Annotated in this window: 25 protein-coding genes; 16 read left to right on the top strand and 9 right to left on the bottom strand. The window is 65.8% G+C overall.

The features are described from left to right. The first annotated feature begins 2 nt into the window (after positions 1 to 2). Positions 3 to 809, top strand: a complete 807-nt coding sequence (locus J2848_RS04675) for a hypothetical protein (protein WP_246193713.1) — start codon at positions 3 to 5, stop codon at positions 807 to 809. Positions 810 to 899: 90 nt separating this feature from the next. Further along, positions 900 to 1,454 carry a hypothetical protein gene (locus J2848_RS04670; protein ID WP_149230237.1) on the top strand — a complete coding sequence of 185 codons (555 nt, stop codon included), beginning with the start codon at positions 900 to 902 and terminating at the stop codon, positions 1,452 to 1,454. Between the two features lie 6 nt (positions 1,455 to 1,460). Here J2848_RS04670 and J2848_RS04665 read toward each other — a convergent pair whose 3' ends face one another. Both J2848_RS04665 and J2848_RS04660 read right to left on the bottom strand, forming a co-directional pair. Then, a complete protein-coding gene (locus tag J2848_RS04665) occupies positions 1,461 to 2,177 on the bottom strand; it encodes an alpha/beta fold hydrolase (protein ID WP_149230238.1) in 717 nt (238 codons plus the stop codon). Positions 2,178 to 2,193: 16 nt separating this feature from the next. Then, positions 2,194 to 2,739, bottom strand: coding sequence for a hydrolase (locus J2848_RS04660; RefSeq protein WP_149230239.1), 546 nt, complete (start codon positions 2,737 to 2,739; stop codon positions 2,194 to 2,196). 257 nt (positions 2,740 to 2,996) lie between these two features. On the opposite strand from J2848_RS04660, the gene J2848_RS04655 reads away from it, so the two are divergent. Together J2848_RS04655 and J2848_RS04650 are read left to right on the top strand one after the other, a co-directional pair. Beyond that, positions 2,997 to 4,547: a DEAD/DEAH box helicase gene (locus tag J2848_RS04655; RefSeq protein ID WP_149230240.1), complete on the top strand. Its 1,551-nt coding sequence runs from the start codon at positions 2,997 to 2,999 to the stop codon at positions 4,545 to 4,547. 4 nt (positions 4,548 to 4,551) lie between these two features. Continuing rightward, positions 4,552 to 4,794, top strand: a complete 243-nt coding sequence (locus J2848_RS04650) for an Lrp/AsnC ligand binding domain-containing protein (protein WP_042694936.1) — start codon at positions 4,552 to 4,554, stop codon at positions 4,792 to 4,794. Between the two features lie 67 nt (positions 4,795 to 4,861). On the opposite strand, the gene J2848_RS04645 is transcribed toward J2848_RS04650, so the two are convergent. The 3 genes from J2848_RS04645 to J2848_RS04635 all read right to left on the bottom strand — a co-directional run bounded on the left by J2848_RS04645 (position 4,862) and on the right by J2848_RS04635 (position 8,208). Then, the gene (locus J2848_RS04645; RefSeq protein ID WP_149230241.1) at positions 4,862 to 5,281 is read right to left on the bottom strand and encodes a winged helix-turn-helix domain-containing protein; all 420 of its coding nucleotides are present in this window, start codon (positions 5,279 to 5,281) and stop codon (positions 4,862 to 4,864) included. A 17-nt stretch (positions 5,282 to 5,298) separates the two neighbouring features. Then, the gene (locus J2848_RS04640; RefSeq protein ID WP_149230242.1) at positions 5,299 to 6,426 is read right to left on the bottom strand and encodes a PLP-dependent cysteine synthase family protein; all 1,128 of its coding nucleotides are present in this window, start codon (positions 6,424 to 6,426) and stop codon (positions 5,299 to 5,301) included. A 93-nt stretch (positions 6,427 to 6,519) separates the two neighbouring features. Further along, positions 6,520 to 8,208 carry a methyl-accepting chemotaxis protein gene (locus tag J2848_RS04635; RefSeq protein ID WP_149230243.1) on the bottom strand — a complete coding sequence of 563 codons (1,689 nt, stop codon included), beginning with the start codon at positions 8,206 to 8,208 and terminating at the stop codon, positions 6,520 to 6,522. A 233-nt stretch (positions 8,209 to 8,441) separates the two neighbouring features. On the opposite strand from J2848_RS04635, the gene J2848_RS04630 reads away from it, so the two are divergent. Further along, positions 8,442 to 9,173, top strand: a complete 732-nt coding sequence (locus tag J2848_RS04630; protein ID WP_149230244.1) for a DUF6065 family protein — start codon at positions 8,442 to 8,444, stop codon at positions 9,171 to 9,173. A 32-nt stretch (positions 9,174 to 9,205) separates the two neighbouring features. Here J2848_RS04630 and gmk read toward each other — a convergent pair whose 3' ends face one another. After that, the gene (gmk, locus tag J2848_RS04625) at positions 9,206 to 9,853 is read right to left on the bottom strand and encodes a guanylate kinase (protein WP_149230245.1); all 648 of its coding nucleotides are present in this window, start codon (positions 9,851 to 9,853) and stop codon (positions 9,206 to 9,208) included. Between the two features lie 39 nt (positions 9,854 to 9,892). Further along, a complete protein-coding gene (locus J2848_RS04620; protein WP_149230246.1) occupies positions 9,893 to 10,759 on the bottom strand; it encodes a YicC/YloC family endoribonuclease in 867 nt (288 codons plus the stop codon). Positions 10,760 to 10,901: 142 nt separating this feature from the next. Between J2848_RS04620 and J2848_RS04615 the strand changes: the two genes are divergently transcribed. Then, the gene (locus tag J2848_RS04615) at positions 10,902 to 11,663 is read left to right on the top strand and encodes an SDR family NAD(P)-dependent oxidoreductase (protein ID WP_149230247.1); all 762 of its coding nucleotides are present in this window, start codon (positions 10,902 to 10,904) and stop codon (positions 11,661 to 11,663) included. 9 nt (positions 11,664 to 11,672) lie between these two features. Here J2848_RS04615 and J2848_RS04610 read toward each other — a convergent pair whose 3' ends face one another. Together J2848_RS04610 and rnd are read right to left on the bottom strand one after the other, a co-directional pair. Next, positions 11,673 to 12,959 carry an EAL domain-containing protein gene (locus J2848_RS04610; RefSeq protein WP_149230248.1) on the bottom strand — a complete coding sequence of 429 codons (1,287 nt, stop codon included), beginning with the start codon at positions 12,957 to 12,959 and terminating at the stop codon, positions 11,673 to 11,675. A 335-nt stretch (positions 12,960 to 13,294) separates the two neighbouring features. Next, positions 13,295 to 14,485: a ribonuclease D gene (rnd, locus tag J2848_RS04605; protein ID WP_149230249.1), complete on the bottom strand. Its 1,191-nt coding sequence runs from the start codon at positions 14,483 to 14,485 to the stop codon at positions 13,295 to 13,297. Between the two features lie 343 nt (positions 14,486 to 14,828). Between rnd and aspS the strand changes: the two genes are divergently transcribed. The 10 genes from aspS to bamA all read left to right on the top strand — a co-directional run bounded on the left by aspS (position 14,829) and on the right by bamA (position 26,430). Then, on the top strand, positions 14,829 to 16,655 hold the full coding sequence (aspS, locus tag J2848_RS04600) for an aspartate--tRNA ligase (RefSeq protein ID WP_149230250.1): 1,827 nt from the start codon (positions 14,829 to 14,831) through the stop codon (positions 16,653 to 16,655). A gap of 241 nt (positions 16,656 to 16,896) precedes the next feature. After that, positions 16,897 to 17,676 (top strand): 30S ribosomal protein S2, encoded by a 780-nt coding sequence (rpsB, locus tag J2848_RS04595; RefSeq protein WP_149230251.1) that lies wholly within the window; start codon positions 16,897 to 16,899, stop codon positions 17,674 to 17,676. 133 nt (positions 17,677 to 17,809) lie between these two features. Continuing rightward, entirely contained in the window at positions 17,810 to 18,742 is a 933-nt protein-coding gene (gene tsf / locus J2848_RS04590; RefSeq protein ID WP_149230252.1) for a translation elongation factor Ts, read from the top strand. 67 nt (positions 18,743 to 18,809) lie between these two features. Next, complete coding sequence (gene pyrH / locus J2848_RS04585) at positions 18,810 to 19,565, top strand: UMP kinase (RefSeq protein ID WP_149230253.1); 756 nt, start codon at positions 18,810 to 18,812, stop codon at positions 19,563 to 19,565. 4 nt (positions 19,566 to 19,569) lie between these two features. Further along, positions 19,570 to 20,127, top strand: coding sequence for a ribosome recycling factor (gene frr / locus J2848_RS04580; RefSeq protein ID WP_063634334.1), 558 nt, complete (start codon positions 19,570 to 19,572; stop codon positions 20,125 to 20,127). Between the two features lie 6 nt (positions 20,128 to 20,133). Further along, on the top strand, positions 20,134 to 20,874 hold the full coding sequence (locus J2848_RS04575) for an isoprenyl transferase (protein ID WP_149230254.1): 741 nt from the start codon (positions 20,134 to 20,136) through the stop codon (positions 20,872 to 20,874). Further along, positions 20,816 to 21,694 (top strand): phosphatidate cytidylyltransferase, encoded by an 879-nt coding sequence (locus tag J2848_RS04570; protein ID WP_149230255.1) that lies wholly within the window; start codon positions 20,816 to 20,818, stop codon positions 21,692 to 21,694. The genes J2848_RS04575 and J2848_RS04570 overlap by 59 nt, the downstream gene beginning before the upstream one ends. Further along, on the top strand, positions 21,685 to 22,893 hold the full coding sequence (locus tag J2848_RS04565; RefSeq protein WP_149230256.1) for a 1-deoxy-D-xylulose-5-phosphate reductoisomerase: 1,209 nt from the start codon (positions 21,685 to 21,687) through the stop codon (positions 22,891 to 22,893). Before J2848_RS04570 ends, J2848_RS04565 begins: the two co-directional genes overlap by 10 nt. A gap of 36 nt (positions 22,894 to 22,929) precedes the next feature. Beyond that, a complete protein-coding gene (gene rseP, locus J2848_RS04560) occupies positions 22,930 to 24,063 on the top strand; it encodes an RIP metalloprotease RseP (protein ID WP_149230257.1) in 1,134 nt (377 codons plus the stop codon). 78 nt (positions 24,064 to 24,141) lie between these two features. Further along, complete coding sequence (bamA, locus tag J2848_RS04555) at positions 24,142 to 26,430, top strand: outer membrane protein assembly factor BamA (protein WP_376992668.1); 2,289 nt, start codon at positions 24,142 to 24,144, stop codon at positions 26,428 to 26,430.

The following is a 26,430-nucleotide window of genomic DNA, read 5'->3' as shown; positions in this document are numbered from 1 at the left end:
GCATGCATCCCTTAGCTTTCCCCGGTGCCGACATTCCGGCCGACGCCATCCCGCCCGAAGTTTTGGCGGAGGCTCTGACGCCGCTCACCCCCTTCGTCACCGACCTGTTCGTTCCTCGCTATCAGCCTTGTGAGGTCGGGCGCTGGCAACTGCGGGTGGCGCCGATGCTGATCGGTTCCGGCTATTGGAGTCCGGCGCTGATGACGACCGACACCGCAGCCCTGTTCCGGCGCGAGGCGGACGGCGATCCCCGCTGCTGGATGTCGATGACCCCGATGGAGATCGAAAGTCAGGAGATCGGCGTGCGCGCCGCCACCGGCCATACGGTGGTGATGGGCATGGGCATGGGCTGGGCGACGGTGAATGCGGCGCTGCGGCCGGAAGTGACGCGGGTCACCCTGGTCGAACTGGACCCCGACGTGATCGAGGTGAACCGCCGCATCGGCCTGTTCGACCAGTTGCCGGCCGAGGTTGTGGCGAAGATCGACATTGTCAACGGCGACGCCTTGGACTACCGCAGCGACGAGCCGGCCGACACGCTGATGACCGACATCTGGCTGCCGATCAACGGTGACGAGCGGATGGAGCAGTCGCGGGTCATGGCCCGCAACACCGGCGCACGACGGGTCTATGTCTGGGGCCAGGAACTCGCCATCGCCCGCCGCGCCCGCGCGCTGGGTCTGGAATTGACGCACGGGACGGTCGCCCGCATCGTTGCGGAGTTCGACCTTCCCCTGATCGGTCCGGAACGCCCCGACTATCCGGCCCTGATCGCCCGCGCGGCCGACAAGTGGCTGAAGGACGTGTGACGGATCGGGCTTCGCGGGGCAGGGGAGCACTCGCCCTTCGGGCAACCGCTCCCCATATCCGGCCAAGCGACACCCATGGACGATCCGATCATGCGTATGTTCCCGCCGCCCGCCGCCCTGCTGTTGAGCGTCTCCGCTCTCGCCGCCTGTACCAACGAGCGGGTGGTGGCAAGCGAGCCGACACCGGCCTACACGCGCGCCGAGGTCGCCTATGCGGCGAGCGACCGCGACCTCCGGGTGGTCCTGCACGGCAACCCGTTCGGCCTGCCCCCGGACCGTTTTGCGGAGAAGGTGCTGCCCAACATGCAGGACCGGGTGTTCGGCGTGAAGACCAACCTCACCACGACGCCCAACGACACGGCCCGGCGTGATTACAAGGTGGTGCTGGCCTTCAACCTCGTCGAAAACACGCTCAACTCCGCCCTTTGCACCGAGGGGCCTATGCGCACCGCGCCACCGGGCGGACCCATTGTCGTGCAGGGGGCGTTCTGCCGGTCGGGTGCCGCGCTGACTTCGGCCACCGGCTGGCTCGACCGGCCGCAGGGGCCGGACGATTCCGACTTCCGCAACCTGATCAGCGACATGACCTTCTCGCTGTTTCCCAGCCAGCGGTCCGATTTGTTCTGCGGCCGGCCCGACTGCTGAGAAAGCTCAGTCCCGCAGCAGCCAGTCCCGCATCAGGGCGGTGACCGCCTGCGGCTGCTCCATCGCCGACAGATGGCCGCAGTCCTCGATCAGCACCAGCCGGGCGCCGGGGATGGCCGCGGCCATCTCCTCATGCAGGGCCGGCGGCGTCAGGATGTCCTGGCGTCCGCAGACCACCAGCGTTGGGCAGCGGATGGCGGCAAGCCCCGGCCGGCTGTCCACCCGGTTGATGATCGCCTCCTGCTCCCGCGCATAGCCGTCGACGCCCACCCGCTCCATCTGCGCCAGGACGGAGCGGACGAAGCCGTCGTCGGCCAGCCGGTCGGGATGGATCAGGCGGGGCAGGGCGGCACGGATGACCTGTCCGTAGCGGCCCTGACGGGCGAGCGCCACCGCTTCCCGCCGGGTGGCGCTCGCCTCCGCCGTGTCGGGGCGGGCGTTGGTATCGAGCAGGGCCAGCCGCTCCACCCGCTCCTGCGCCCGGCGCAGCAGCTCCAGCGCGACGTATCCGCCCATCGACAGGCCGGCGACGGCGAAACGCTCCGGCGCCTGGGCCAGCACCTTGTCGGCCATCGCCGCGATGCTGTCGCAGTCGGCCAGTTCGACCACCCGCGGATCGGCGATCTCGCCGAGATGCCGGACCTGATGGTCCCACAGCGCCGCGTCCAGCGGCATGCCGGGCAGCAGGATCAGGGTGGGGCGGCTGGTTGAGGTCAAAGACATGCGGTTTCTCCTGCGCTCACTTCACCAGCGCACTCACGACCTTGAAGACCGGCGTGCCGGCCCGCTCCATCCACTCGAACAGCACCATTTCCGTGCTGACGATGGTCACGCCGGCGGCACGCATCCGTTCCAGCGCCATCGCGTGGTTGGCGGGGGTGCGCGACGACACCGCGTCGGCCACCAGATAGACCGCATGGCCCTGCTGGCGCAGCCCCAGTGCCGTCTGCATCACGCAGACATGCGCCTCCGTTCCGCACAGCACGATCTGCGGGCGCCTCAATTCCTCGACCGCCGCGTTGAAGGCGGGTTCGCCGGTGCAGCCGAAGGTGATCTTCTCGATCACCGGAGTGCCGGCCGGCAGATGCGCGCGTACCGCCTCCACCGTCGGCCCCAGGCCGCGCGGATATTGTTCGGTCACCAGTACCGGCACCGACAGGGCGGCGGCCCCCTTCAGCAGCATTCCGGTATTGCGGACGACGCGCTCGGAGTCGTGGATGGCCGGCAGCAGCCGTTCCTGCACATCCACCACCACCAGCACCGATTCCTGGGCACGAAGAATCATCAAATGCTCTCGACCATTCCATTTGAAGCGGATCACCGCGTTTCAGGGCGGCGGCAAGCGCCGCGACTCGCGGTACTACCGGACGACAGCCTAGCGCAGGGCGCCGATTTCGCCAACGCGGCGTGTTTTCGCGCCAATTTTCGGGTTCCGAACATCGGATCTATTGACATGCAGCTTTGACTTCCTATTCTTCGGCCTCATCCAGGCATCGGGCGTCGAACGCTCGATTTGCGCACTCCAGAACAGAAACAGGTTGGATGCTTTTTTCGGAACTTGGGCTTGGCCCTGACGTCCTGCGCGCCATCGAGGACAAGGGTTACACCCAACCGACGCCCATTCAGGAACAGGCAATTCCCTGTGTCCTGCAACGCCGCGACGTGCTGGGCTGCGCGCAGACGGGCACCGGCAAGACGGCGAGCTTCACCTTGCCCATGATCGACATCCTGGCGTCGGGCCGTGCCCGTGCGCGGATGCCGCGGTCGCTGATCCTGGAGCCGACGCGCGAGCTGGCTGCCCAGGTGTCGGAAAGCTTCGAGACCTACGGCAAGTACCACAAGCTCAGCATGGCGCTGCTGATCGGCGGCGAGACCTTCACCGAACAGGTGAAGAAGCTTGATCGTGGCGTGGATGTGCTGATCGCGACTCCGGGTCGTCTCATCGACCTGTTCGAGCGCGGCAACATCATGCTGAACGACATCAAGGTCTTCGTCATCGACGAGGCCGACCGCATGCTCGACATGGGCTTCATCCCGGATATCGAGCGTATCGTCAGCAAGCTGCCGAAGAATCGCCAGACCCTGTTCTTCTCGGCGACCATGCCGCCGGAAATCCGCCGTCTGGCCGATGCCTTCCTGACCCAGCCGCTGGAAATCTCGGTTGCTCCGCCCGCCTCGCCGGCGGAGACTGTGACGCAGGCGATGGTGCTGGTCCACGACATGGACAAGCGCAAGGCCCTGCGTCATCTGCTGCAGACCGAGGACGTCAAGAACGCCTTCATCTTCTGCAACCGCAAGCGCGACATCGCCGTTCTGCAGAAGTCGCTGGAACGCCATGGCTTCAACGTCGGCGCGCTGCATGGTGACATGGTGCAGTCGAAGCGTACCGAGACGCTGGAGCGGTTCAAGCAGGGTGAGATCACGCTGCTGGTCTGCTCCGACGTCGCCGCCCGCGGCATCGACGTCCAGGGGCTCAGCCACGTCTTCAATTTTGACGTGCCGCTGACCCCCGACGACTATGTCCACCGGATCGGCCGTACCGGCCGCGCCGGCAAGCAGGGTCGGGCCTTCATGCTGGCCACGCCGGACGACACGAAACTGGTCGGTGCCATCACGCGCCTCATCAAGCGGGAGATCCCCATGATCGCCATCGACGGCCTGGAGACGGCCGAGTTCGGCGAGGAAGACAGCAGCAGCTCCCGCGGGCGTGGCCGCGGCCGTGGCGGCCGCGGTGCCAAGCCGGAGTCCCGTTCGGAAGGCCGTCCGCCCCGCGGCGGTCGTGAGGAGCGCGCCCCGCGCGAGGAGGCAGCGCCTCGCGAAGAGCGCCCTGCCCGTGACGAGCGCCCAGTGCGCGAGGATCGTCCGGTCCGTGAGGAGCGCCAGCCCCGCGAATCGTTGGCTGCCGCCGAGTCCCGCCGCAACAGCGAGCCGCGCCGTGATCGCGACCGCGGTGACCGCCGCCGCCGCCGCGACGATGATGACGACGACGTGCAGGTGATCGGTTTCGGCGACCATATGCCTGCCTTCATGCTGCGCTCGGCTCGTCCGCGTCCGTCCACCGAAGCCTCGACCGAACCGTCGCAGGAGGGCTGAGCCCGTGCAGACCATCTTCGTCATGGTCAAATGCGATCTTGGCCGCGCCTATGAGGTTGCCGACCAGGCGGTGCAACTGATTGAACAGGTGTCGGAGGTGCATTCCATCTCCGGTCAGTACGACCTGTTGATGAAGTGCTACCTGAAGCAGGACGATGACATCGGCCGCTTCGTGACGGAGCATGTGCAGACTCTCGCGGGCGTGCGCGACACCTTTACGCTGATTGCGTACAAGGCGTTCGCATAGCCGGGTTCGGAATGCGGGAATGAAAAGGCCGGGCGATCTGCCCGGCTTTTTTGTTGCCCGAAGCCGGTTATTTCTCCGGTCCGCAGCCCGGCCCCACTGCCGGATCGCTCGCGAAACTCCGGTCATCGACCTGCCTGTCCGCGCCATAGTCGGGATTCGTCCCCGCAGCCAGCGCCGCCAGCCGGTGGGCGGTCGCCACATGGGCCTCGCGTTCGACCGCGCGGTAATGGTCGATGACCTGTTCGCCGAAGGCGGTCAGCACCGTGCCGCCACCATGCTTGCCGCCGACCGCCGCACTTACCACCGGCTCGCGGAAGATGCGGTTCAGGTCATCCACCAGCAGCCACGCCCGCCGGTAGGACATCCCCAAGGCCCGGCCGGCGGCGGAGATGGAGCCGGTGTCCCGGATCCGCTCCAGCAGCGCGATCTTGCCGGGACCGATCGAACCGCCGGTCTCGAAATCGATGCGGATCCGCATGCGGGTCATGACGGCCGGCTCCCCGCTCAGTGCCCGGCCGTTTCCAGCCCGTCGCCGCTCCAGGCGCCGGTCCGGAAGAAGGCGTCGATCCGCTCGCGCCACGGGTCGATGTCCAGCCCGCTCGACGCCAGCCAGTCGCGGTTGAAATAGGTCCCCATATAGCGTTCGCCGGGATCGCAGATCAGCGTGGCGACGCTGCCCTGCCGGCTCTCACGCATCATGCCAGCGATCAGCTCGATGGCGCCCATCAGGTTGGTGCCGGTCGAGCCGCCGCAGGCGCGCCCCAGCCGCTCGCGCAGCACCCAGACGGCAGCGATGCTGGCGGCGTCGGGCACGCGGATCATCCGGTCGATCACCGTCGGCTGGAAGGACGGTTCCACCGTCGGCCGCCCGATGCCCTCGATGCCCGACCCGCGGCCGATGCTGGCCTTCGGGTCGTTGTCGCGGAAACCGGCGAAGAAGGCGGAATGCTCCGGATCGGCCACGCAGACCCGAGTCGGCAGCCGGCGATAGCGGACATAGCGCCCGAAGGTGGCCGAGGTGCCGCCGGTGCCGGCGCCGCAGACGATCCAGTCCGGCACCGGATGCGGTTCCTGCGCCAGCTGTTCGAAGATCGATTGGGCGATATTGTTGTTGCCGCGCCAGTCGGTGGCGCGCTCGGCATAGGTGAACTGGTCCATGAAGTGGCCGTCGCAGTCGCGGGCCAGCCGCTGCGCCTCGGCACAGACCTCCGACGCGCGCTCAACCATATGGCAGCGACCGCCATAGAATTCGATCTGCGCGATCTTGGCGGGCGAGGTGTTGCGCGGCACCACGGCGACGAAGGGCAACTCCAGCAACTGGGCGAAATAAGCCTCGGACACCGCGGTGGAGCCCGACGACGCCTCGATCACCGTCGTGCCCTCGCGGACCCAGCCGTTGCAGATGGCGTAGAGGAACAGCGAGCGCGCCAGCCGGTGCTTCAGGCTGCCCGTGGGATGGGTCGATTCATCCTTCAGATACAGCGTGATCCCCGGCACCGCCGGGATCGGCAGCCGCAGCAGATGGGTATCGGCGGAGCGGTTCACGTCCGCCTCGATCCGGCGCAGAGCCTCGTCGAGCCAACCACGGCGGGCAGAGGTGGGGGTAGTCTGAGCGGTGGAGGGGGCGGTCATGGGGTCCTGTCCGACAGTTCGCTGGCCCCATCCATAGCGCGGAATTTTACCGAATGCATCCGGTAGAATTCCCCTCCCCGCCGCAGCGGATGGTCAGCCCTGGCGGATGCGGGCGACGAAGGCCGACACCTCGCCCAGCATGCGGTCGGCGCGCTCGCCCACCGCACGGGCCGCGGCGGCGACTTCGGCGGAGGCCTGACCGGTGGCGGTCGCGTGGCTGCACACCATGGTCAGGCTGTCGGACACCGAGCTGACGCCCTGCGCCGCCTCGTTGACGTTCTGGCTGATGTCGCGGGTCGCCGCACCCTGCTCCTCGATGGCGGCGGAGATGCTCGAGGCGACGCTGTTCACCGTCTCGATCACGCCGCCGACCCCGCGCATCGCCTCGACGACGGAGGATGTTGCGTCGGTCATCGCCGCGATCTGTGCCTGCACGTCGTCGGTCGCCTTGGCCGTCTGGTTGGCGAGATTCTTCACCTCGCTGGCGACGACGGCGAAGCCCTTGCCGGCTTCTCCGGCGCGGGCCGCTTCAATGGTCGCGTTCAGCGCCAGCAGGTTGGTCTGCTCGGCGATGGACCGGATCAGGTCGACCACCTCCACGGTGCGGCGGGCGACGCCGTCCAGCTGTTCGATCAGGGCGTAGGTGCGGCGGACATCCTCCACCGCGCGGGCGGAGCCCGTCGTCGACTCGGCGATCTGCTGGGCGATCTCGCGGATGGAGGCGGCCAGCTCCTCGGTCGCCCCCGCCACCGCCTGGACATTGCCGGACGTTGTCTCGGCGGCGCGGGCGGCGCCGTTCATCAGGCGGGTGGTCTGCTCCGCCCCGCTGCTCATGGCGCCGGAGGTGTGGGTCAGCTGACCGGCCGACTCGGCGACCGAATGGACCAGCGCGCCGACCGTGTTTTCGAACTCATCGGCCAACCGCTTCATGGTGGCACGGCGGGTCTCCTCGGCTTCCCGTTCCAGTGCCGTATGACGACGGCGCAGATCCTCGGCCTCGATGGCGCTGAGGCGCAGGGTCTCGACCGAGCGGGCCAGCGCCCCCACCTCGTCGGCGCGATCGGTGCCGGCGACCTGGGCGACCAGATCGCCCTTGGCGATGCGGCCGGTGGCGGTGGCGATGCCGTCCAGCCCCTTGCCGATGCGCGACACCAGACGGATGCCGAACAGTCCCAGCAGCAGGGCTGCGGCCAGCGTCACGATCAGTGTGTTGATCAGCGTGCTGCGGAAGGCGGCGTCGACGTCGTCGATGTAGACGCCGGTGCCGATCATCCAGCCCCACGGCTCATAGATCGCGGCATAGGCCAGCTTCGGAAAGGGTTCGGTCCCGCCGGCCTTGGGGAAGTTGTAGATCAGGGTGCCGTCGCCGCTGCGCGCCGAGTCGATCAGGCCGCGGATCACCAGCACGCCGTTGCTGTCCTTGAAATCGGCCAGCTTGCGCGTTCCCTCCAGGTCGGCACGCACGCCGTGGAAGACGTTGGTACCGTCGAACTCGTAACCGAACATATACTCGCTGCCGAAGAAACGCAGGGCCCGCAGTGCGACCTTGGCACGGTTCTGCGCCTCCTCCCGGCTGAACTCGCCCTTGGCGGAACGGGCGTCGTAGGCCTTCATGATCGACAGCGAGGTCTGCACCACCGCCTGGATGGAGTTGCGGTATCCCTCCACCATGGTCTCGCGCTTCGACGTCGCGGACCAGATGCCGGCCACCAGGATGGTGACGAGAAACAGCCCCTGAAGGATCAGGAGCTTCGCCTTGATGCTGTGAAGTTTGCCGATCATCGCCCAGTTCTACCTCATACGCATGAAGCGGCGTCCGCGGTCTGACGGCGCAGGATGCTACGCTTCGCTAATTAATCTGACGCTAATGCAACAAGACGGTCATACTGGAGTATTGTTCGTCGGTGCAATTCCCATAGTTCGGGGAGGAGTAATCCGAATGGCGTCGTAAGTGGTTGTGACCATTGATGCACTAGGGTTACACCGGATGCCGAACTCTGGCAGGATGCGACGTCATGACGCTGATCGCTTATCCGCTCTCGGGCGCATTGCCCGATATCCGCCCGGCCCGCACGACCCGTGACTGGATCGACGCTCTGCCGGAACAGTATGGTTACCGTTGCCTGCCACTGAACATCGCCAGCATGCATGGGTGGGAGGTCTGCTGCCCGGTGCGGGTCAGTGCGGTGTGGAATGGCGGGGTGGGGGTGGAGGCCATCACCGTCACGGCGGACGAGGCGCATCCCCTGCTGCCGGCCAGCCATTTTGGCAGCGGCGTGCTGACTTTCCATGTCGCGGCGCTGTTCCGCACCCCGCCAGGGGTCAACCTGATGGTCACCGGCCCGCTGAACCATCCGAAGCACGGCATCATGGGCCTGTCGGGGATCATCGAGACTGACTGGTCGCCCTATCCCTTCACCATGAACTGGAAATTCACCGCGGCCGGCATGCCGGTGACCTGGGAGAAGGGGGAGCCCTTCGCCCATCTGATGCCGATCCAGCGCGGTCTGGTGGAAAGCCTGACGCCGGAGGTCCGCGACCTCGACAGCGATCCGGAGACGGCGGCGCAGTACCGTGCCTGGGCGACCTCGCGCAGCCAGTTCAACAGCGACCTTCAGACGCCCGGCAGCGCCGCGGCCCAGGAACGCTGGCAGAAGGGCTATTACCGCGGCAAACAGCCGGACGGCAGCGACGGCCCGCCCGACCATGAGATCAAGGTGCGGGCGAAGCCGTTTCCGGACAAATAGCTAATCCGAACGAATAGTTACTGGGCAAGCGGTTACAGCGTGTCCTGGATGCTGCGCACGAACTCCGGCAGGCCGACCTGACGGCGGCGGCGCAGCCGTTCGGCATGCAGGATCGACTCGACCGCGGCGATGCTCTCGTTCACGTCGCTGTTGACGATGACATAGTCATATTCCGGCCAGTGGCTGATCTCGTTGGATGCCTTCGCCATGCGGTTGGCGATGACCTCCTCCGAATCCTGGCCGCGTCCGCGCAGTCGACGTTCCAGCTCGCTGACCGACGGCGGCAGGACGAAGACGCTGACCAGATCGTCGCGGGCGTTCTGCGCCAGTTGCTGCGCACCCTGCCAGTCGATGGCGAACAGCACGTCGCGGCCGGCCCCCAGCGCGTCCTCCACCGCCACCCGCGGCGTGCCATAGCAATTGCCGAAGACGCGGGCATGTTCCAGCAGGTCGCCGGTCTCCGCCATGCGGTCGAAGCGCTGCTGGTCGATGAAGTAATAGTCCAGCCCTTCGACCTCGCCCGGGCGCATCGCCCGGGTGGTCACCGACACCGACATGGTGATGCCGGGATCGCGTTCCAGCAGGCCACGGGCGATGGTGGTCTTGCCGGCGCCCGACGGGGAGGACAGCACCAGCATCAGGCCGCGCCGGTGGATCGGGGAGGTATTGGTCGCAGCCATGGCGCTCACTCGCAGTTGGCAGTTAACTGATGCCGGTCGTCACTCGATGTTCTGGACCTGCTCGCGAAGCTGCTCGATCGAGGCCTTCAGCGACAGGCCGATGCGGGTCAGATCGACGTCCGCCGATTTGGAGCAGAGCGTGTTGGCCTCGCGGTTGAACTCCTGGCACAGGAAGTCGAACCGGCGGCCGATGGCTCCGCCCTCCGCCATCATGTCGCGCGCGGCCTGGATGTGGGCGCGCAGGCGGTCCAACTCCTCACGGACATCGGCCTTGCCGATCAGGATCGCCGCCTCCTGGGCCAGCCTCTCCTCCGACAGGGCGGGGAAGGAGCCGAGGATCGCCGCGACCTGGGCGCGCAGCTTCTCGCGCAGCGCCTCCGGCTGGGTGGAGGCGCAGGCCGATGCCGCCTCCACCAGCCGTGCGATCTCGTCGAGATGGCCGTTCAGCACCTCGGCGATGCGGGCACCCTCAGCCAGACGGTTGACCACCAGATGGTCGACCAGCTTGACCAGATCGCCCTTCAGCGCCGACTCGACACGCTCGCGCGCCTCGGTCTCGTCCTCTTCCACCGGCTCGATGATGCCGCGGACCGCCAGCAGCGAATCCAGCCGCGGCGGGGCGGCGCCGGCACCTTCGATCTCCCGCGCGATCTCCAGAACCTGGGCCAGAAGCTCGCGGTTGATGCGCAGTTGCGACACCGCCTGGGCGCGGTTGACGGTCAGCGTCAGGTTGACGTTGCCGCGAGCCAGCCGCTTCGGCACATCGGCACGGGCCGCCGCTTCGACACTGTCGAAGCCGGACGGCAGGCGGCAGCGCAGATCGAGGCTGCGACCATTGACGCTCTTGGCCTCGAAGGTCCAGGAATAGCCGTGGCCGTGCCCGTCGACGCGCGCGAAACCGGTCATGCTGGCAATGACGGGGCGATGGGCTGGCAAAGGCGGCCTCTTTTGAAAAGCGGTGTCGATTGGTGTCGTGCTTATAAACGCGACGTCACCCCACAACAAGCTTCGGCGCCATATGGCGGCCGGTCAACCGGGCGGAAACCTCATGAAACAGCCGCGTTCCATCGTCATCACCGGCGCTTCCAGCGGCATCGGCGAGGCCTTGGCCGACCTCTATGCGGCTTCCGGAATTGTGCTCGCGCTGACCGGCCGCGACTCCGCAAGGCTTGAGGCGGTGGCCCAGCGCTGCCGCGCCGCCGGTGCACGGGTTGAGACGGCGGTGCTCGACGTGGCCGACCGTGCCGCGATGGCAGGGTGGCTGGCGCGCATCGACGCCGACGCTCCGGTCGACCTGCTGATCGCCAACGCGGGCATGTCCGCCGGCACCGGCGACGGCGGCGAGACGGAAGAGCAGGCCCGGCGCATCCTGGCGGTGAACATCGACGGCGTTCTGAACAGCATCCACCCGCTGCTTCCGGCGATGCGGGCGCGGCGGCGCGGGCAGATCGCCATCATGGCCTCGCTGGCCGGCTTCCGCGGCCTTCCCGGCGCGCCGGCCTATTGCGCCAGCAAGGCGATGGTCCGGGTCTATGGCGAGGCGTTGCGCGGTGATCTGGCCGGGGAGGGGATCGGCGTGTCGGTGATCTGCCCCGGCTTCGTCAAAAGCCGGATGACGGCGGTGAATCGCTTCCCCATGCCCTTCCTGATGGAAACGGATGATGCCGCCCGCGTCATCCGCCGCGGGCTGGAGCGCAATCGGCCACGGATCGCCTTTCCCTGGCCGATGATGGCCGCGGTCTGGCTGCTGGCCCTGCTGCCCCCGGCCTGGACCGACGGCCTGCTGCGGCAGGCGCCGCGCAAGCCGTAACCGCCGCCTTCAATCCACCTTGGCGTGGGCGATGGCCTCGCGGACGCTGACGCCCTTGCGCATGATGTTGTCGACGGCGCGGCCTTGGACCAGATTGATTCCCATCTTGTGGGCATAGACCAGGCTGGTCACGCTGTCGCAGCGCGCCAGGATGAACTTGCAGCGGTCCTGTTCGGCGATGCGGTCGCGGAAATACTTCTCGAACGACGGGTCCATCTCCAGCATGTCGTTCGACCAGAAGATCTTGGCGTAATCGGCGTTCAGATATTCCAGGTCGAAGTTCGTCACCCAGAACGGGTTCAGTCCGTCGACCGCGATCTGGTAGCGGCGATCCTGGGCGAACTCCACCACCTCGTTGAACAGCGACAGGTTCTCGATCAGGTCGCCCTTCGACACTTCCAGCACCACCTGCCCGCGGAAATCGATCGGCAACCGTTCGTCGAACTTTACGAAGCCGGTCGAAATCACGGTGGACAGGTTGATGTTGATGCCGATCCGCCGGCCGCGCATGAAGCTCAGCCCATGGTTCAGGGCGCGCAGCACCGACTGGTCGAGATTGGCGGTGAAGTAGTTGAACAGCCACTTGTTGGCGGTGATGTCGTAATCGGGGCAGAGCCGCTCCTGAAGCAGCTTGATGGAGATATAGAGTTCGAAATACTCCATCTCCGCATCGCCGGTGCCGATGTTGGCGATACCCTGGTTGAACAGAAAAGGCGACAGGTCAAACATCTGCATGGAGCGTTCGAGCTTGCCGAGTTCTTCCAGCGTGATCGGTGGCTTGGTCTCGGTGACGTGCTGCCCGGTCTCGTTCGCTTGCAGTTCTTCGATGAAACGGATGACGTTGATGAAGTTCAACGCCAGTTCCATGATCGAATAGAGCGAATATTCCTTATAGGGGTTCGGCCCGGTCAGCGTCGTCTTCGACAGGAAGACCTGCTCCACCGTCTGGCAGACATCGGTGACGCCGGTCAGCTTCAGCCCCTTGTAGAGGATGATGACATCGCCGTTGGAGATGTTGAAGGACTGAAGATAGGAGGCTTTGCTGGCCAACTCCTGGATGATGGAGCGCACCATCATCTGGCTGCTGGGGTCGCGGTCCTTCAAAAGCGACAGGTGCATGTGGATTAGACGCATGCCCTGCAGTTCGTTCTTTGCCGACCGCAGCAGGTTCAGCAGCTTGTCGTTGTCGAACTCCGGCTTCTGGTCCTTGGCGGCGGCAACGGCGGCCTGCTTCTCCGTCGTGGAAAGCCGGACACGGTCCCGTCCAATGGGTGGTCTGCCGCCAAACCTGCTCATACCTTGCTCACTCCCACAACAAGCATCGCGCCTGCCCACCACCCGTATCCACGGCCGCTCTTTGTTCGGCAGCCTTTCAGTCTTCCATCCCGGCATCAGTGCCTGGGCAGCCCATTTCCGGCCGGCAGATCCTTACAGGCAACAGATCTTTCGGCCGGCAAATCTTTCGGCCGATAGAATGGCCGAGCATGCCCGATCCGTCCGATGCTGCGAAGCCGAACCGATCTTAACCGTAACTTTCTTTAAAAAGCCCTTAAAGCTGAAGTCCGGGTGCAGGACGCACCCGGACTGTGGCAAAGGCATCGCAGTTATCGAAGCGACGCCATCCGAAAAGGTCAAGTTTCGGATTCGGGCGTGGCTGCCGATGGGCGGGGTTCGCCAGCAGGAACAATGCGGACGCGACGGTCTATAACCGCAAGGCCGATCTTTCCGTGCTTCAAGGCAAGTGCATCATTGCCGAACAGTTCGCGTCGCCATCCCTGCATCGCCGGAATGTCTGCGCCGTCATCAGCAGCCAGGGCTTCCAGATCGGCCGACGACGCCACCAGCTTCGCCGCGACATTGTTCTCGTCGCACTTCATCTTCAACAAGACGCGCAGAAGTTCGACGATCGGTTGCAGGCCGGGCGGTGGTTCTTCGCGCGGTTCGACCCGGGGCAGGGCGCTGTCCGGCAGGTCGAGCCCCGCCTGCACCGCAGCCAGAACGTCGGCGCCCTGGCGCCCTTCGGCGAAGCCGCGGCCGAGCCCGCGGGTCCGGGCGAGATCGTCGACGGTGGTCGGCGCATGGGCGGCGATTTCCAGCAGCGCCTCGTCACGCAGGATGCGGGACCGCGGCTGGTCGCGGCGCTGGGCCTCGCGCTCGCGCCAGGCCGCCAGCTCCTTGAGGATCGCCATGAAGCGCGGCTTGTTGGTCCGCACCTTCAGCCGCAGGTAGGAGCTTTCCGGATCGACCTGATAGGTGGCCGGGTCGGTCAGGATCGCCATCTCCTCTTCCAGCCAGTGGGAGCGGCCGGAACGGGCGAGGCGGCGCTTCAGCTTCTCGTAGGCCGGGCGCAGATGGATGACGTCGGACAGGGCGTAGGTCAGCTGGCGCTCGGTCAGCGGCCGGTGCGACCAGTCGGTGAAGCGGCTGGACTTGTCGATGCGGGCGCCGGCCAGCTTTGTCACCAGCGTTTCATAGCCCACGCTTTCGCCGAAGCCGCAGACCATCGCCGCGACCTGGGTGTCGAACAGCGGATGCGGGATCTGGCCCGACAGGTGCCAGAAGATCTCCACGTCCTGTCGGGCGGCATGGAACACCTTCAGCACCGACGGGTCGCTCATCAGCGCGAACAGCGGCGCCAGGTCGATGCCATCGGCCAGCGGGTCGATGGCGACCGCGCCGTCGGGCCCGCCGACCTGGACGAGGCACAGTTGCGGCCAATAGGTCTTTTCCCGCAGGAACTCGGTGTCGACCGTGATGTACTCGGCCCCTGCCAGCGACTGACAGAAGGCCTGAAGGGCGTCGGTTGTCGTGATGAGCGTCATGGTTGCTTCATACACGACCGAACGGGTGCTTGAAAGTCCGCCGACGCGCGAAGCCGATGCGCGTTCGAAAAGGACGGGGTAGACCGGCATGCGGCCCGATTTTCCCGTTCCGCTTATCCTGCGGTTCCCACGGTGTTAAACTTGGGTCCAACGACCGGCACAGCGCCGGATGGAACAGTTGAACAGGGAGGTGCCGGATGTTTCATACTGTTCCAGACGTCTCATTCCGGCCGCTGCGGTGCAGTGCTCCGCCCTATCGCGGCTTGACTTTCGCGCGCGTCCGGTGTGGTGTGTCGGACCGCTTTTTCCGCCGGAATCCGCCCTTTTCAAGGTGTTTCGACCCATGCACCCCTACCGCACGCACACCTGCGGCCAGCTTCGTGAAGAGAATGCCGGTGAAACCGTCCGCCTGTCGGGCTGGATGAACCGGAAGCGCGACCATGGACAGCTGCTGTTCATCGACCTGCGCGACCATTACGGCCTGACGCAGTGCGTGGTCGATACCTCCAACCCGGCCTTCGAGGTCGCGAACCGGCTGAAGCTGGAATCGGTCATCACCGTCACCGGCAAGGTGGTGAAGCGCACGGCCGAGACCATCAACGACAAGCTGCCCACCGGCCGCATCGAACTGCAGATCGCCGAACTGGCCGTCGAAGGCGAGGCGGAGCAGATCCCGCTGCAGGTCAACCAGGACACCGATGCCGGCGAGGATGTGCGCCTGCGCTACCGCTTCCTCGACCTGCGCCGCGAGCGCATTCACGAGAACATCATGCTGCGGTCGCGCGTGATCGCCTCGGCGCGCCGCCGCATGATCGACCAGGGCTTCACCGAGTTCCAGACACCGATCCTCACCGCCTCCTCGCCCGAAGGCGCGCGTGATTATCTGGTGCCCAGCCGCAACCATCCCGGCAAGTTCTACGCCCTGCCGCAGGCGCCGCAGCAGTTCAAGCAGCTGCTGATGGTCGCCGGTTTCGACCGCTACTTCCAGATCGCCCCCTGCTTCCGCGACGAGGACGCCCGCGCCGACCGCAGCCCGGGCGAGTTCTACCAGCTCGACTTCGAGATGTCCTTCGTCACCCAGGAGGACGTCTTCGCCGCCATCGAGCCGGTGCTGCACGGCATCTTCGACGAGTTCGGCGGTTTCCGCCGCGACTCGAAGCCGGCCATCGACGGGCTGCCATTCCGCCGCATCTCCTACGCCGAATCGATGCTGAAATACGGCAACGACAAGCCGGACCTGCGCAACCCGCTGGTCATCACCGACGTGACCGAGGTATTCAAGCGCGACGACGTCGAATTCCGCGCCTTCAAGCAGACGCTTGAGAAGGGCGGTGTCGTCCGCGCCATCCGCGCGCCGAAGGTCTCGGACCGCCCGCGCAGCTTCTTCGACAAGCTGAACGACTGGGCCCGCGGGCTCGGCGCTCCCGGCCTCGGCTACATCGTCATGGAAGCCGGCGGCGGCAAGGGTCCGATCGCCAAGTTCGTGCCGGAGGCTGCCCAGGCCGCCCTGCGCGAGCTGGCCGGTCTCGAGGACGGCGATGCGATCTTCTTCGTCTGCGACCAGCCCGGCCCGGCGGCCAAGCTGGCCGGCTTCGCCCGCACCCGCATCGGCGAGGAGCTGGACCTGATCGAGAAGAACGCATTCCGCTTCTGCTGGATCGTCGACTTCCCGATGTACGAGCTGGATGAAGAGACCAACAAGGTCATCTTCAGCCATAACCCGTTCTCCATGCCCCAGGGCGGCCTGAAGGCTCTGGAAACCATGAACCCGCTCGACATCAAGGCCTACCAGTACGACATCGTCTGCAATGGCGTGGAGCTGTCGTCCGGTGCCATCCGCAACCATCTGCCGGAAGTGATGTACAAGGCCTTCGAGATCGCCGGCTATCCGCCGGAGGAGCTGGAAGCCCGATTCGGCGGCATGTTGAGCGCGTTCAAGCTGGGCGCCCCGCCGCACGGCGGCTCGGCCCCGGGCATCGACCGCATCGTCATGCTGCTGGCCGACGAGCCGAACATCCGCGAGGTCATCGCCTTCCCGCTGAACCAGCGGGCCGAAGATCTGCTGATGCAGGCCCCGGCGCCGGTCGACACCGCCCGTCTGCGGGAACTGCACCTGAAGCTCGACCTGCCGAAGCCGAAGGTGGCGGCCCCGTCCGCGCCGCAGGCGTAAAGGTCAAACGACAGGTCTTTTGCGAATTGGTGAAAAGGCCATCCGGACGCAGGTCCGGGTGGCCTTTTTCCTTGTCAACATGCGCGTGCGGGGCTATGTAAGCGCCGTCGTCAAAACCTCACGCGGGCTGGCGGACCCTCGGCTTTACCCCGATGGCCCGATCCGGTGTCTTGAGCCATGGACTCCATGCGCACTCGACAATGCCCGCGGCGGAGCAACCGGAAAAAGGGATTTTTTCCACATGACCATGCCCACCTTCACCATGCGCCAGCTGCTGGAAGCCGGTGTCCACTTCGGTCACCATACCCGCCGCTGGAACCCGAAGATGAACCAGTACATCTTCGGCGTCCGCAACGGCGTGCACATCATCGACCTCGAGCAGACCGTCCCGATGCTGCACCGCGCCCTCCAGGCCGTGCGTGACGTCGTCGCCGGTGGTGGCCGCGTCCTGTTCGTCGGCACCAAGCGCCAGGCCCAGGAGCGCATCGCCGAGGCTGCTGCCAAGTGCGGCCAGTACTACGTCAACCACCGCTGGCTCGGCGGCATGCTGACCAACTGGAAGACGATCTCCCAGTCGATCAAGCGTCTGCGCGAGATGGAAGAGCGCCTCTCGGGCGACACCTCGGGCCTGACCAAGCGCGAAGTGCTGGAACTGACCCGCGAGCGCGACAAGCTGGAGCGTGCGCTGGGCGGCATCAAGGAGATGGGCGGCCTGCCGGACGTCATCTTCATCATCGACACCAACAAGGAGTCGATCGCGGTCAAGGAAGCCAACAAGCTGGGCATCCCGGTCATCGCGGTCCTCGACAGCAACTCTGATCCGGACGGCGTGGCCTTCCCGATTCCCGGCAACGACGACGCCCTGCGCGCCATCGAGATGTACTGCGATCTGACGGTCGGCGCCGTGCTTGACGGCCTGCAGGCCGAGATGAGCGCCGCCGGCATCGACGTCGGCGCCGCCGAGGATGCCCCGGCCGAGCAGCTGCCGGAGGAAGAGACCGCCGAGACCGCCCAGGCCTGACCCTGACGGTTCAAGGGCAGCCGGGCCTTATGACCTATGGCCCGGCTGCCTTTTTTATGGGTTGCCACCCGTTTTGACTTTGTGACTCAATCCGATCCGCCTGCCGGATCGCTTGGAAGGAAGAGGGCGCAACATGGCCGAGATTACCGCCTCGCTCGTCAAGGAACTGCGCGAGAAGACCGGCGCGGGCATGATGGACTGCAAGAAGGCGCTGAACGAGACGCAGGGCGACCTCGAGGGCGCCGTCGACTGGCTGCGCAAGAAGGGCCTCGCCGCCGCCGCCAAGAAGTCGGGCCGCGTCGCCGCCGAGGGTCTGGTCGCCGTCGCCACCGCCGGTACCAAGGGTGCCGTCGTCGAGGTGAACGCCGAGACCGATTTCGTCGCCCGCAACGACAAGTTCCAGGCTTTCGCCGCCAAGTCCGCCGAGCTGGCCCTGGCCACCGGTGGCGACGTCGAGGCCCTGAAGGCCGCCGCCTATCCGGGCACCTCGCACACCGCCCAGGACGAGCTGACCAGCCTGATCGCCACCGTCGGCGAGAACATGAACCTGCGCCGCAGCGTCACCCTGTCGGTTCCGGCCGGCGTGGTCGTGAGCTACGTCCACTCGGCCATCGCGCCGGGTCTGGGCAAGATCGGCGTTCTGGTCGCCCTGGAGTCGACCGGCGACGCCGGCAAGCTGGCCGACCTCGGCAAGCAGATCGCCATGCACATCGCCGCCGCCCGTCCGGACGCGCTGGACATCGCCGACGTCGACAGCTCGTCGCTGGAGCGCGAGCGCAACGTGCTGGCTGAGCAGGCCCGTGCTTCGGGCAAGCCGGAGAACATCATCGAGAAGATGGTCGAAGGCCGCGTCCGCAAGTACTACGAGGAAGTCTGCCTGCTGGAGCAGACCTATGTGATCGACGGCGAGACCAAGGTCCGCAAGGTGGTGGAGAACGCTGCCAAGGACATCGGCGCTCCGGTCAAGGTCACGGCCTTCACCCGCTTTGCGCTGGGCGAGGGCATCGAGAAGGCCCAGTCGGACTTCGCCGCCGAAGTCGCCGCCGCCGCCAGCGGTCAGGGCTGAGACCGGCAAGGTCGAACGCTTAAGGTCCGTCCGCCGCATTCTGAAACAGCAAGGGAGCGTTCCCCCCATGGTCGAAGCCACCGGGACCACCGCACCGGCCGAGGGCGTCCGCTACAAGCGCGTCCTCCTCAAGGTGTCGGGCGAAGCGCTGATGGGTCAGCGCGACTATGGCCTGGACCCGGAGATGGTCAACCGCATCGCCAGCGAGGTGAAGGCGGTCATCGGGCTCGGCGTCCAGGTCTGTCTGGTCATCGGCGGGGGGAACATCTTCCGGGGTGTGAAGGGTGCGGCGAGCGGCATGGAGCGTGCCTCGGCCGACTATATCGGCATGCTCGCCACCGTGATGAACGCGCTCTCGATGCAGAGTGCGCTCGAACGGATGGGGGTCAGCACGCGGGTGCAGTCTGCCATTCCCATGTCGACGGTCTGCGAGCCCTATATCCGGCGCCGCGCCGTCCGTCACATGGAAAAAGGCCGGGTGGTGATCTTCGCCGCCGGCACCGGCAACCCCTTCTTCACCACCGACACCGCCGCGGCGCTGCGCGCCTCGGAGATGGGCTGTGACGGTCTGCTGAAGGGGACGCAGGTCGACGGGGTCTATACCGCCGATCCGAAGAAGGATCCGACGGCCGAGCATTACGAACGCCTCACCTACATGGATGTCCTGACCAAGGAGCTGCAGGTGATGGACGCTTCGGCGATCGCGCTGTCGCGCGAGAACCACATTCCCATCCTGGTTTTCTCGATCCACACGCCCGGCGCCTTCGCCGAAGTGATGCAGGGCCGTGGCAAGCACACCATCATAACGGAAGAAAGGGAGTAGGCCCGTGGCTGCGCCCGACCTATCGGATCTGAAGCGCCGCATGGAAGGCGCGCTTGACTCGTTTCGCAAGGAATTGGGCGGTCTGCGCACCGGCCGCGCCTCGTCCAACCTGCTCGAACCGGTGATGGTGGAGGCCTATGGCAGCCGCATGCACCTGCGCGAGGTTGCGACCGTCTCCGTTCCGGAACCGCGCCTGATCTCCGTTCAGGTGTGGGACCGCGGCATGACCAAGGCGGTCGAGAAGGCCATCCGCGACAGCGGCCTGGGCCTGAACCCGCAGGCCGAGGGCCAAGTCATCCGTGTGCCGCTGCCCGACCTGACGCAGGAGCGCCGCGCCGAACTGGCGAAGGTCGCCCACAAATATGCCGAGCAGTGCCGTGTCGCCATCCGTAACATCCGTCGTGACGGCATGGACGGCCTGAAGAAGGCTGAGAAGGCCAGCGAGATCACCCAGGACGAGCACAAGGTCCAGGCGGACAAGGTGCAGGTCCTGACCGACCAGCACATCAAGATGGTCGACGACTCGCTTGCGCAAAAAGAAAAGGAAATCATGCAGGTCTGATCCGGAATGCGCGAAGCGGACGACAACCGGTCCAACACGGCCCCCGGGCACGTTGCCATCATCATGGATGGCAACGGGCGCTGGGCCAAGGCGCGCGGTCTGCCGCGCACTGCCGGTCACAAGAAGGGCGTGGACGCCGTCCGCCGCACCGTGGAAGCGGCGCGCGAACTTGGCATCGGCACTCTGACGATCTTCAGCTTCTCTTCGGAGAACTGGCGCCGGCCGGAGGAGGAGATCAGCGACCTGATGGGCCTGCTCCGCTTCTACCTGCGCAGCGAGGTCGCTGAACTGCATCGCGGGGGCATCCGCCTGCGGGTCATTGGTGACCGCACCCGGCTGTCCGAGGACATCAACCGGCTGATCGACAATGCCGAGGATTTGACCCGCGACAATCGGGTGATGACCCTGGTGGTTGCGCTCAGCTACGGCTCGCGGTTGGAGATCGTCCATGCCGCGCGCCGGCTGGCGGAAGAGGTGGCGGCCGGCCGCCTGTCGCCCGAGGCCATTGATGAGAATGCGCTGTCGGCACGGCTCTATACGGCCGACATCCCGGACCCCGACCTGATCATCCGCACCAGCGGCGAGAAGCGGATCAGCAATTTCCTGCTGTGGCAGGCGGCCTATGCCGAGTTGGTCTTTGTCGATACGCTCTGGCCCGATTTCACCAAGCGCGACCTGGAGGCGGCGATTGAAGAGTTCCACCGACGGGAACGCCGCTTCGGCGCCACCACCGCCGGGTCCCGCTGACCTCCCGGCTCCGGCCAAACCGTCCAAGGCGGGGGACCTCAAGGTCCGCGTCCTGTCGGCCCTGGTCATGGCACCCGTCGTATTGGGTGCCGTATGGGCCGGCGGCTGGGTGTTCCATGCCCTGATCGCCTTCGGGTCGGTGATTGCCGTCTCCGAATGGACCAATATCGTCCCCAGCGCCCGCCGCCTGCCGGCCCGGCTTATGGCAACCGTCGGAATACTCGTTGCGTTGATGGCGCAGATCGCCGCCGGCCCGGCCGCCGCTTCCGGCGCAGCAATTGCTTTTGCGGTTCTGACCGCCATCGTCGGCGGAGGCAGCGACCGCGGCCTGCTTGGCTTCGGCGTGCTTTATGTCGCGGTCGGCATGGCCGGCCTGCTGTGGCTTCGTGACCTTCCCGACACCGGCTTGTCCCTTTTCCTCTTCATCCTCTTTGCCATTTGGGCTACCGACATCGGCGCCTATGCCGCCGGCCGCAGCATCGGCGGACCGAAGCTGGCGCCCCGCATCAGCCCCAAGAAGACCTGGGCAGGCCTGATTGGCGGCATGGTCTCGTCGGCTCTGTTCGGCTGGCTGGTGGCTCTCGCCTTCGGAGCGGCGCGTCCGGACATAGCCCTGATGGTTGGAGCCGCCGCCGCGGTGGTCGGACAGGCCGGCGACCTGTTCGAATCGGCGGTCAAACGGCGCTACAATGTGAAGGACAGTGGCCAGCTCATTCCCGGGCATGGCGGCATCCTCGACCGCATCGACGGGCTACTGGCCGCGGCCCCGGTGCTGGCCCTGTTCCACGCGGCCGTTGGATCGGTTCTGTCATGGTGGTGAAAGCGGGAGCGGTGGCGGATGCGCCGCGCAGCGTGACGATCCTCGGGTCCACGGGCTCGGTCGGCACGCAGACCGTGGACCTCGTCTCCCGCAATCCGGAGCGTTTCCCGGTGGAGGCGCTGACCGCCAACCGGAATGTCGCTCTGCTGGCCCGGCAGGCCCGGCAACTCAAGGCCCGGATGGCCGTGGTCGCCGATCCGGCTGCTTATGCCGAGTTGAAGGAGCTTCTCTCCGGCACCGGCATCGAGGTCGCCGCCGGTTCCGAAGCGGTCGCCGCCGCCGCCGAGCGCCCAGCCGACTGGGTGATGGCCGCCATCGTCGGCGCCGCCGGGCTGGAACCGACGCTCGCCGCCGTCCGCCGCGGCGCCATCGTCGCCTTCGCCAACAAGGAGGTGCTGGTCTGCGCCGGCGCCCTCATGATGGAGGAGGTCAAGGCTCACGGTGCCACGCTGCTGCCGGTCGACAGCGAACATTCTGCCATCTATCAGGTCTTTGATTTCGAGCGCACCGACAGCGTCGCCCGCCTGATCTTGACTGCGTCCGGTGGCCCCTTCCGCACCAGGGATCGCGCCTTCATGGCCGCGGTAACGCGGGAACAGGCGGTGGCCCACCCGACCTGGGACATGGGCGCCAAAATCTCGGTCGACAGCGCCACCATGATGAACAAGGGGCTTGAACTGATCGAAGCCCATTTCCTTTTCGGCATTCCGGAAGAGCGCATCGACGTCCTGGTTCATCCGCAATCAGTCATCCACTCGCTGGTCGAGTATGTCGACGGCTCGGTCCTGGCGCAGCTCGGCACGCCGGACATGCGCACACCCATCGCCTATGCCCTCGGCTGGCCTGCCCGCATCGCCACGCCGACGGAGCGGCTGGATCTGGTGAAGGCGGCGACGCTGACTTTCGAGGAGCCGGATCCCGTGCGATTCCCGGCACTTCGGCTGGCCCGGGCCGCCTTGCAAAGCGGTGGGGGCGCTCCTACTATACTCAGTGCCGCCAACGAGGTGGCCGTTCAGGCGTTTCTCGACCGCCGGATCGGCTTTCTCGACATCGAAAGGATCGTCGAGGAGACGTTGACGGCGTTGCCCCACCGCCCGCTGCGCGATCTCGCCGCCGTGCGGGAGGCCGACGCGGACGCGAGGCGGGATGCCGCCGGCCGCGTTGCGGCCATCGGTGCGACGGCGGTTGGCAGCCGATGATCCGCGTTCGAGGCGCTGGAAGGCGCAAGGGTTGATATGGACGTTATCGGCGGTTTCTGGACCTCGGTGCTGGCCTTTTTGTTGGTCCTCACCGTGCTCGTCTTCGTGCACGAGCTTGGTCACTATCTGGTCGCGCGGCGCAACGGCGTGCGGATCGAAACCTTCTCCATTGGCTTCGGACCGGAGCTGTTCGGCTTTACCGACCGCACCGGAACACGCTGGAAATTCAGCGCGCTTCCGCTTGGCGGTTACGTCAAGATGTTCGGCGACGCCGATCCGGCCAGCACGCCCGGCGCCCACCTGACCGCCATGTCGGCGGAGGAGCGGGCAGTCTCCTTCCATCACAAGCGGGTGGGGCAACGCGCGGCCATCGTCGCGGCCGGTCCGATCGCCAATTTCGTCTTCTCCATCGTCGTTCTGGCTCTGCTGTTCATGACGGCCGGCCAGTCCTTTACCCCACCGGACGTGGGCGGGATCCAGCCCGGCAGTGCCGCGGAGCGCGCCGGCATCAAGCCGGGCGATCTGATCCTGTCGGTCGACGGCACCGGCGTTCAGCGATTCGAGGAGATCCGCCAGATCGTTTCGATCCGTCCGGGCGAGCCGCTGGCGATCGAGCTGAAGCGAGACGGCCGGGTGATGACCCTGACCGCCACGCCGGATTCCCAGACCGTCACCGACCGACTCGGTAACGCCCATCAGATCGGTCTGCTCGGGATCAGCCGCGGCAGCGTCGGCATGATGCGCCACGATCCCTTGACCGCCGTCTGGCAGGCGGGACGAGAAGTCGCAGGCATGGTCACCGGAACCTTCACCGCGCTGGGCCAGATGGTTCAGGGATCGCGCGGGACGGAGGAATTGGGCGGACCGCTGCGCATCGCCCAGATGTCGGGCGAGGTGGCGCAGTCCGGCTGGTATCCGCTGGTTTGGTTCATGACCTTCCTGTCGGTCAATCTGGGGCTGATCAATCTGTTCCCGGTGCCGATGCTGGATGGCGGGCACCTGCTTTTTTACGGGATCGAAAAGCTGCTCGGCCGGCCATTGGGAGCGCGAGCGCAAGAATACGGTTTCCGAATTGGATTGGCCTTGGTATTAACGCTCATGGTCTTCGCCACGTGGAACGACCTTGTTCAATTGCGCGTGGTCGATTTCTTCCGGGGACTGGTTTCCTAAAACCAGCCCCTTGCCAGGGAGCGTGATTTGCCGGTGTCGAGCAAAGTTCTGGTGGCGGGCCTGCTGGCCGGCTGCGCCATGACGACGGTGTCTGTCGCCCACGCCCAGACCGCAGCCTCGCCCGGACGGGCGCAGGGTGCCACGGGGTCTATGGTCGCCCAGGTGTTCAGTGGCGGTACGGTGCGCGACATCCGGGTCGAAGGCACCCAGCGAATCGAACCCTCCACGGTCCGCTCCTATCTGACGATCCAGCCGGGCGATCCGTTCGATCCCGACCGGATCGACCAGTCGCTGAAGTCGCTGTTCAACACCGGCCTGTTCGCCGACGTCGTGCTGAAGCGCGACGGCGATGTGCTGGTGGTGACGGTTGCCGAGAACCCGATCATCAACCGCATCGCGTTCGAGGGGAATAAGCGCATCGACAAGGAGACGCTGGATAAGGAAATCCAGCTGCGTCCCCGTGTCGTCTACACGCGCACCCGGGTCCAGTCCGACGTCCAGCGCATCCAGGAAATCTATCGCCGTCAGGGCCGATTCGGCGCGACGGTCGAGCCGAAGATCATTCAGCTCGACCAGAACCGCGTCGATCTGGTGTTTGAGATCAATGAAGGCGTGCGTACCGGCGTGCGCGGAATCACCTTCATCGGCAACGAGCATTTCTCGGACGGGACCCTGCGCGAGAACATCCAGACGAAGGAATCGGCCTGGTGGCGTTTCCTGACGTCGGATGACAATTACGATCCGGACCGCCTGAACTACGACCGCGACCTGCTGCGCCGCTTCTATCTGAGGGAAGGCTATGCCGATTTCCGCGTGGTGTCGGCTGTCGCCGAGCTGACGCCGGACAAGTCGGACTTCTTCATCACCTTCACCATCGAGGAAGGCGAGCGCTACAAGTTCGGCAAGGTCGACATCAACACCTCGCTGAAGCAGCTCGACCCGGCTGTTCTGCAGAACAGCGTGACGACCACCGAAGGCGATTGGTACAACGCCCAGAAGGTGGAAGACACCATCACGAAGCTGACGAACGCCGTCGGTGACTTGCAGTACGCCTTCGTGGATGTCAGGCCGCGGATTTCGCGCAACCGCGAAACCCACACGATCGACATCACCTATGAGATCAACGAGGGGCCGCGCACCTTCGTCGACCGCATCGATATTTCGGGCAACGTCCGCACGCTCGACAAGGTGATCCGTCGCGAGATGCTGCTGTCGGAAGGCGACCCCTTCAGCGCATCGAAGCTGAAGCGCTCAGAACAGCGCATCAAGGATCTCGGCTTCTTCGAGCGCGTGAACATCACGACCGCCGAGAGCAGTGCGCCTGACCGCACCGTGGTCAATGTCGACGTGGCCGAGCAGTCCACCGGTGAAATCTCCATTGGTGCCGGCTTCTCGACCTCCGACGGTCCGCTGGGCGACTTCTCGATCCGCGAGCGCAACCTCCTCGGCCGGGGCCAGGATCTGCGCTTGGGTGCGACGCTGTCGGGCCGGCGCCAGCTGTACGATATCTCCTTCACGGAGCCGTACTTCATGGACCGCGACCTGTCGGCCGGTGTCGACATCTTCAGGACGCGCTACAACTACCAGGACGAAAGCTCGTTCAACGAGAAGAACACCGGCTTCGCCCTGCGCCTGGGCTACCCGCTGACCGAACGTCTGCGCCAGCGCGTCTACTACCAGCTTCAGGACACGCTGATCGAGGAAGTGCCGACGACCGCATCGAAGTACATCCAGGAGCAGCGTGGCGAACGTCTGACCTCGCTGATCGGCCAGGAGTTGACCTACGACGTCCGCAACAGCAAGCTGACGCCGACGGAAGGCTACTTCATCCGCCTGACCAACGACATCGCCGGTCTCGGCGGTTCGGTCCGTTTCCTGCGGAACAAGCTGGCGGGTGGTTACTATCTGCCGCTCGGCGATGACCAGTGGGTGCTCAGCACGACCGGTGAACTCGGGTATATCCACGGCCTTGGCAAGAAGGTGGATCTGGGTGACCGTTTCTTCATCGGTGGCGATACCCTGCGCGGCTTCAACACCGCCGGTATCGGCCCGCGCGATATCTCGACCGGCGACGCCCTCGGCGGTACGCGTTATGCGCGCGCTTCGGTCGAAATGAGCTTCCCCTTCGGTCTGCCGGAGGAATTCGGTCTGCTCGGCCATGCCTTCACCGACATCGGCACGCTCGGCAAGGTCGATATCAAAGATCCGAACGTGAAGGATGACGAGAGCATCCGCGTTTCCATCGGCACGGGTGTGTCGTGGAAATCGCCGTTCGGTCCAATCCGGCTCGACGTCGCGCTGCCGATCCGCAAGGAAGGCTACGACAAGAAAGAGCTCGTCCGCTTCAGCTTCGGAACCAGGTTCTAA

It is taken from the genome of Azospirillum lipoferum, assembly GCF_024170005.1.
Lineage (GTDB): Bacteria > Pseudomonadota > Alphaproteobacteria > Azospirillales > Azospirillaceae > Azospirillum > Azospirillum lipoferum.
This window is presented reverse-complemented; position numbering and strand designations above follow the sequence as displayed.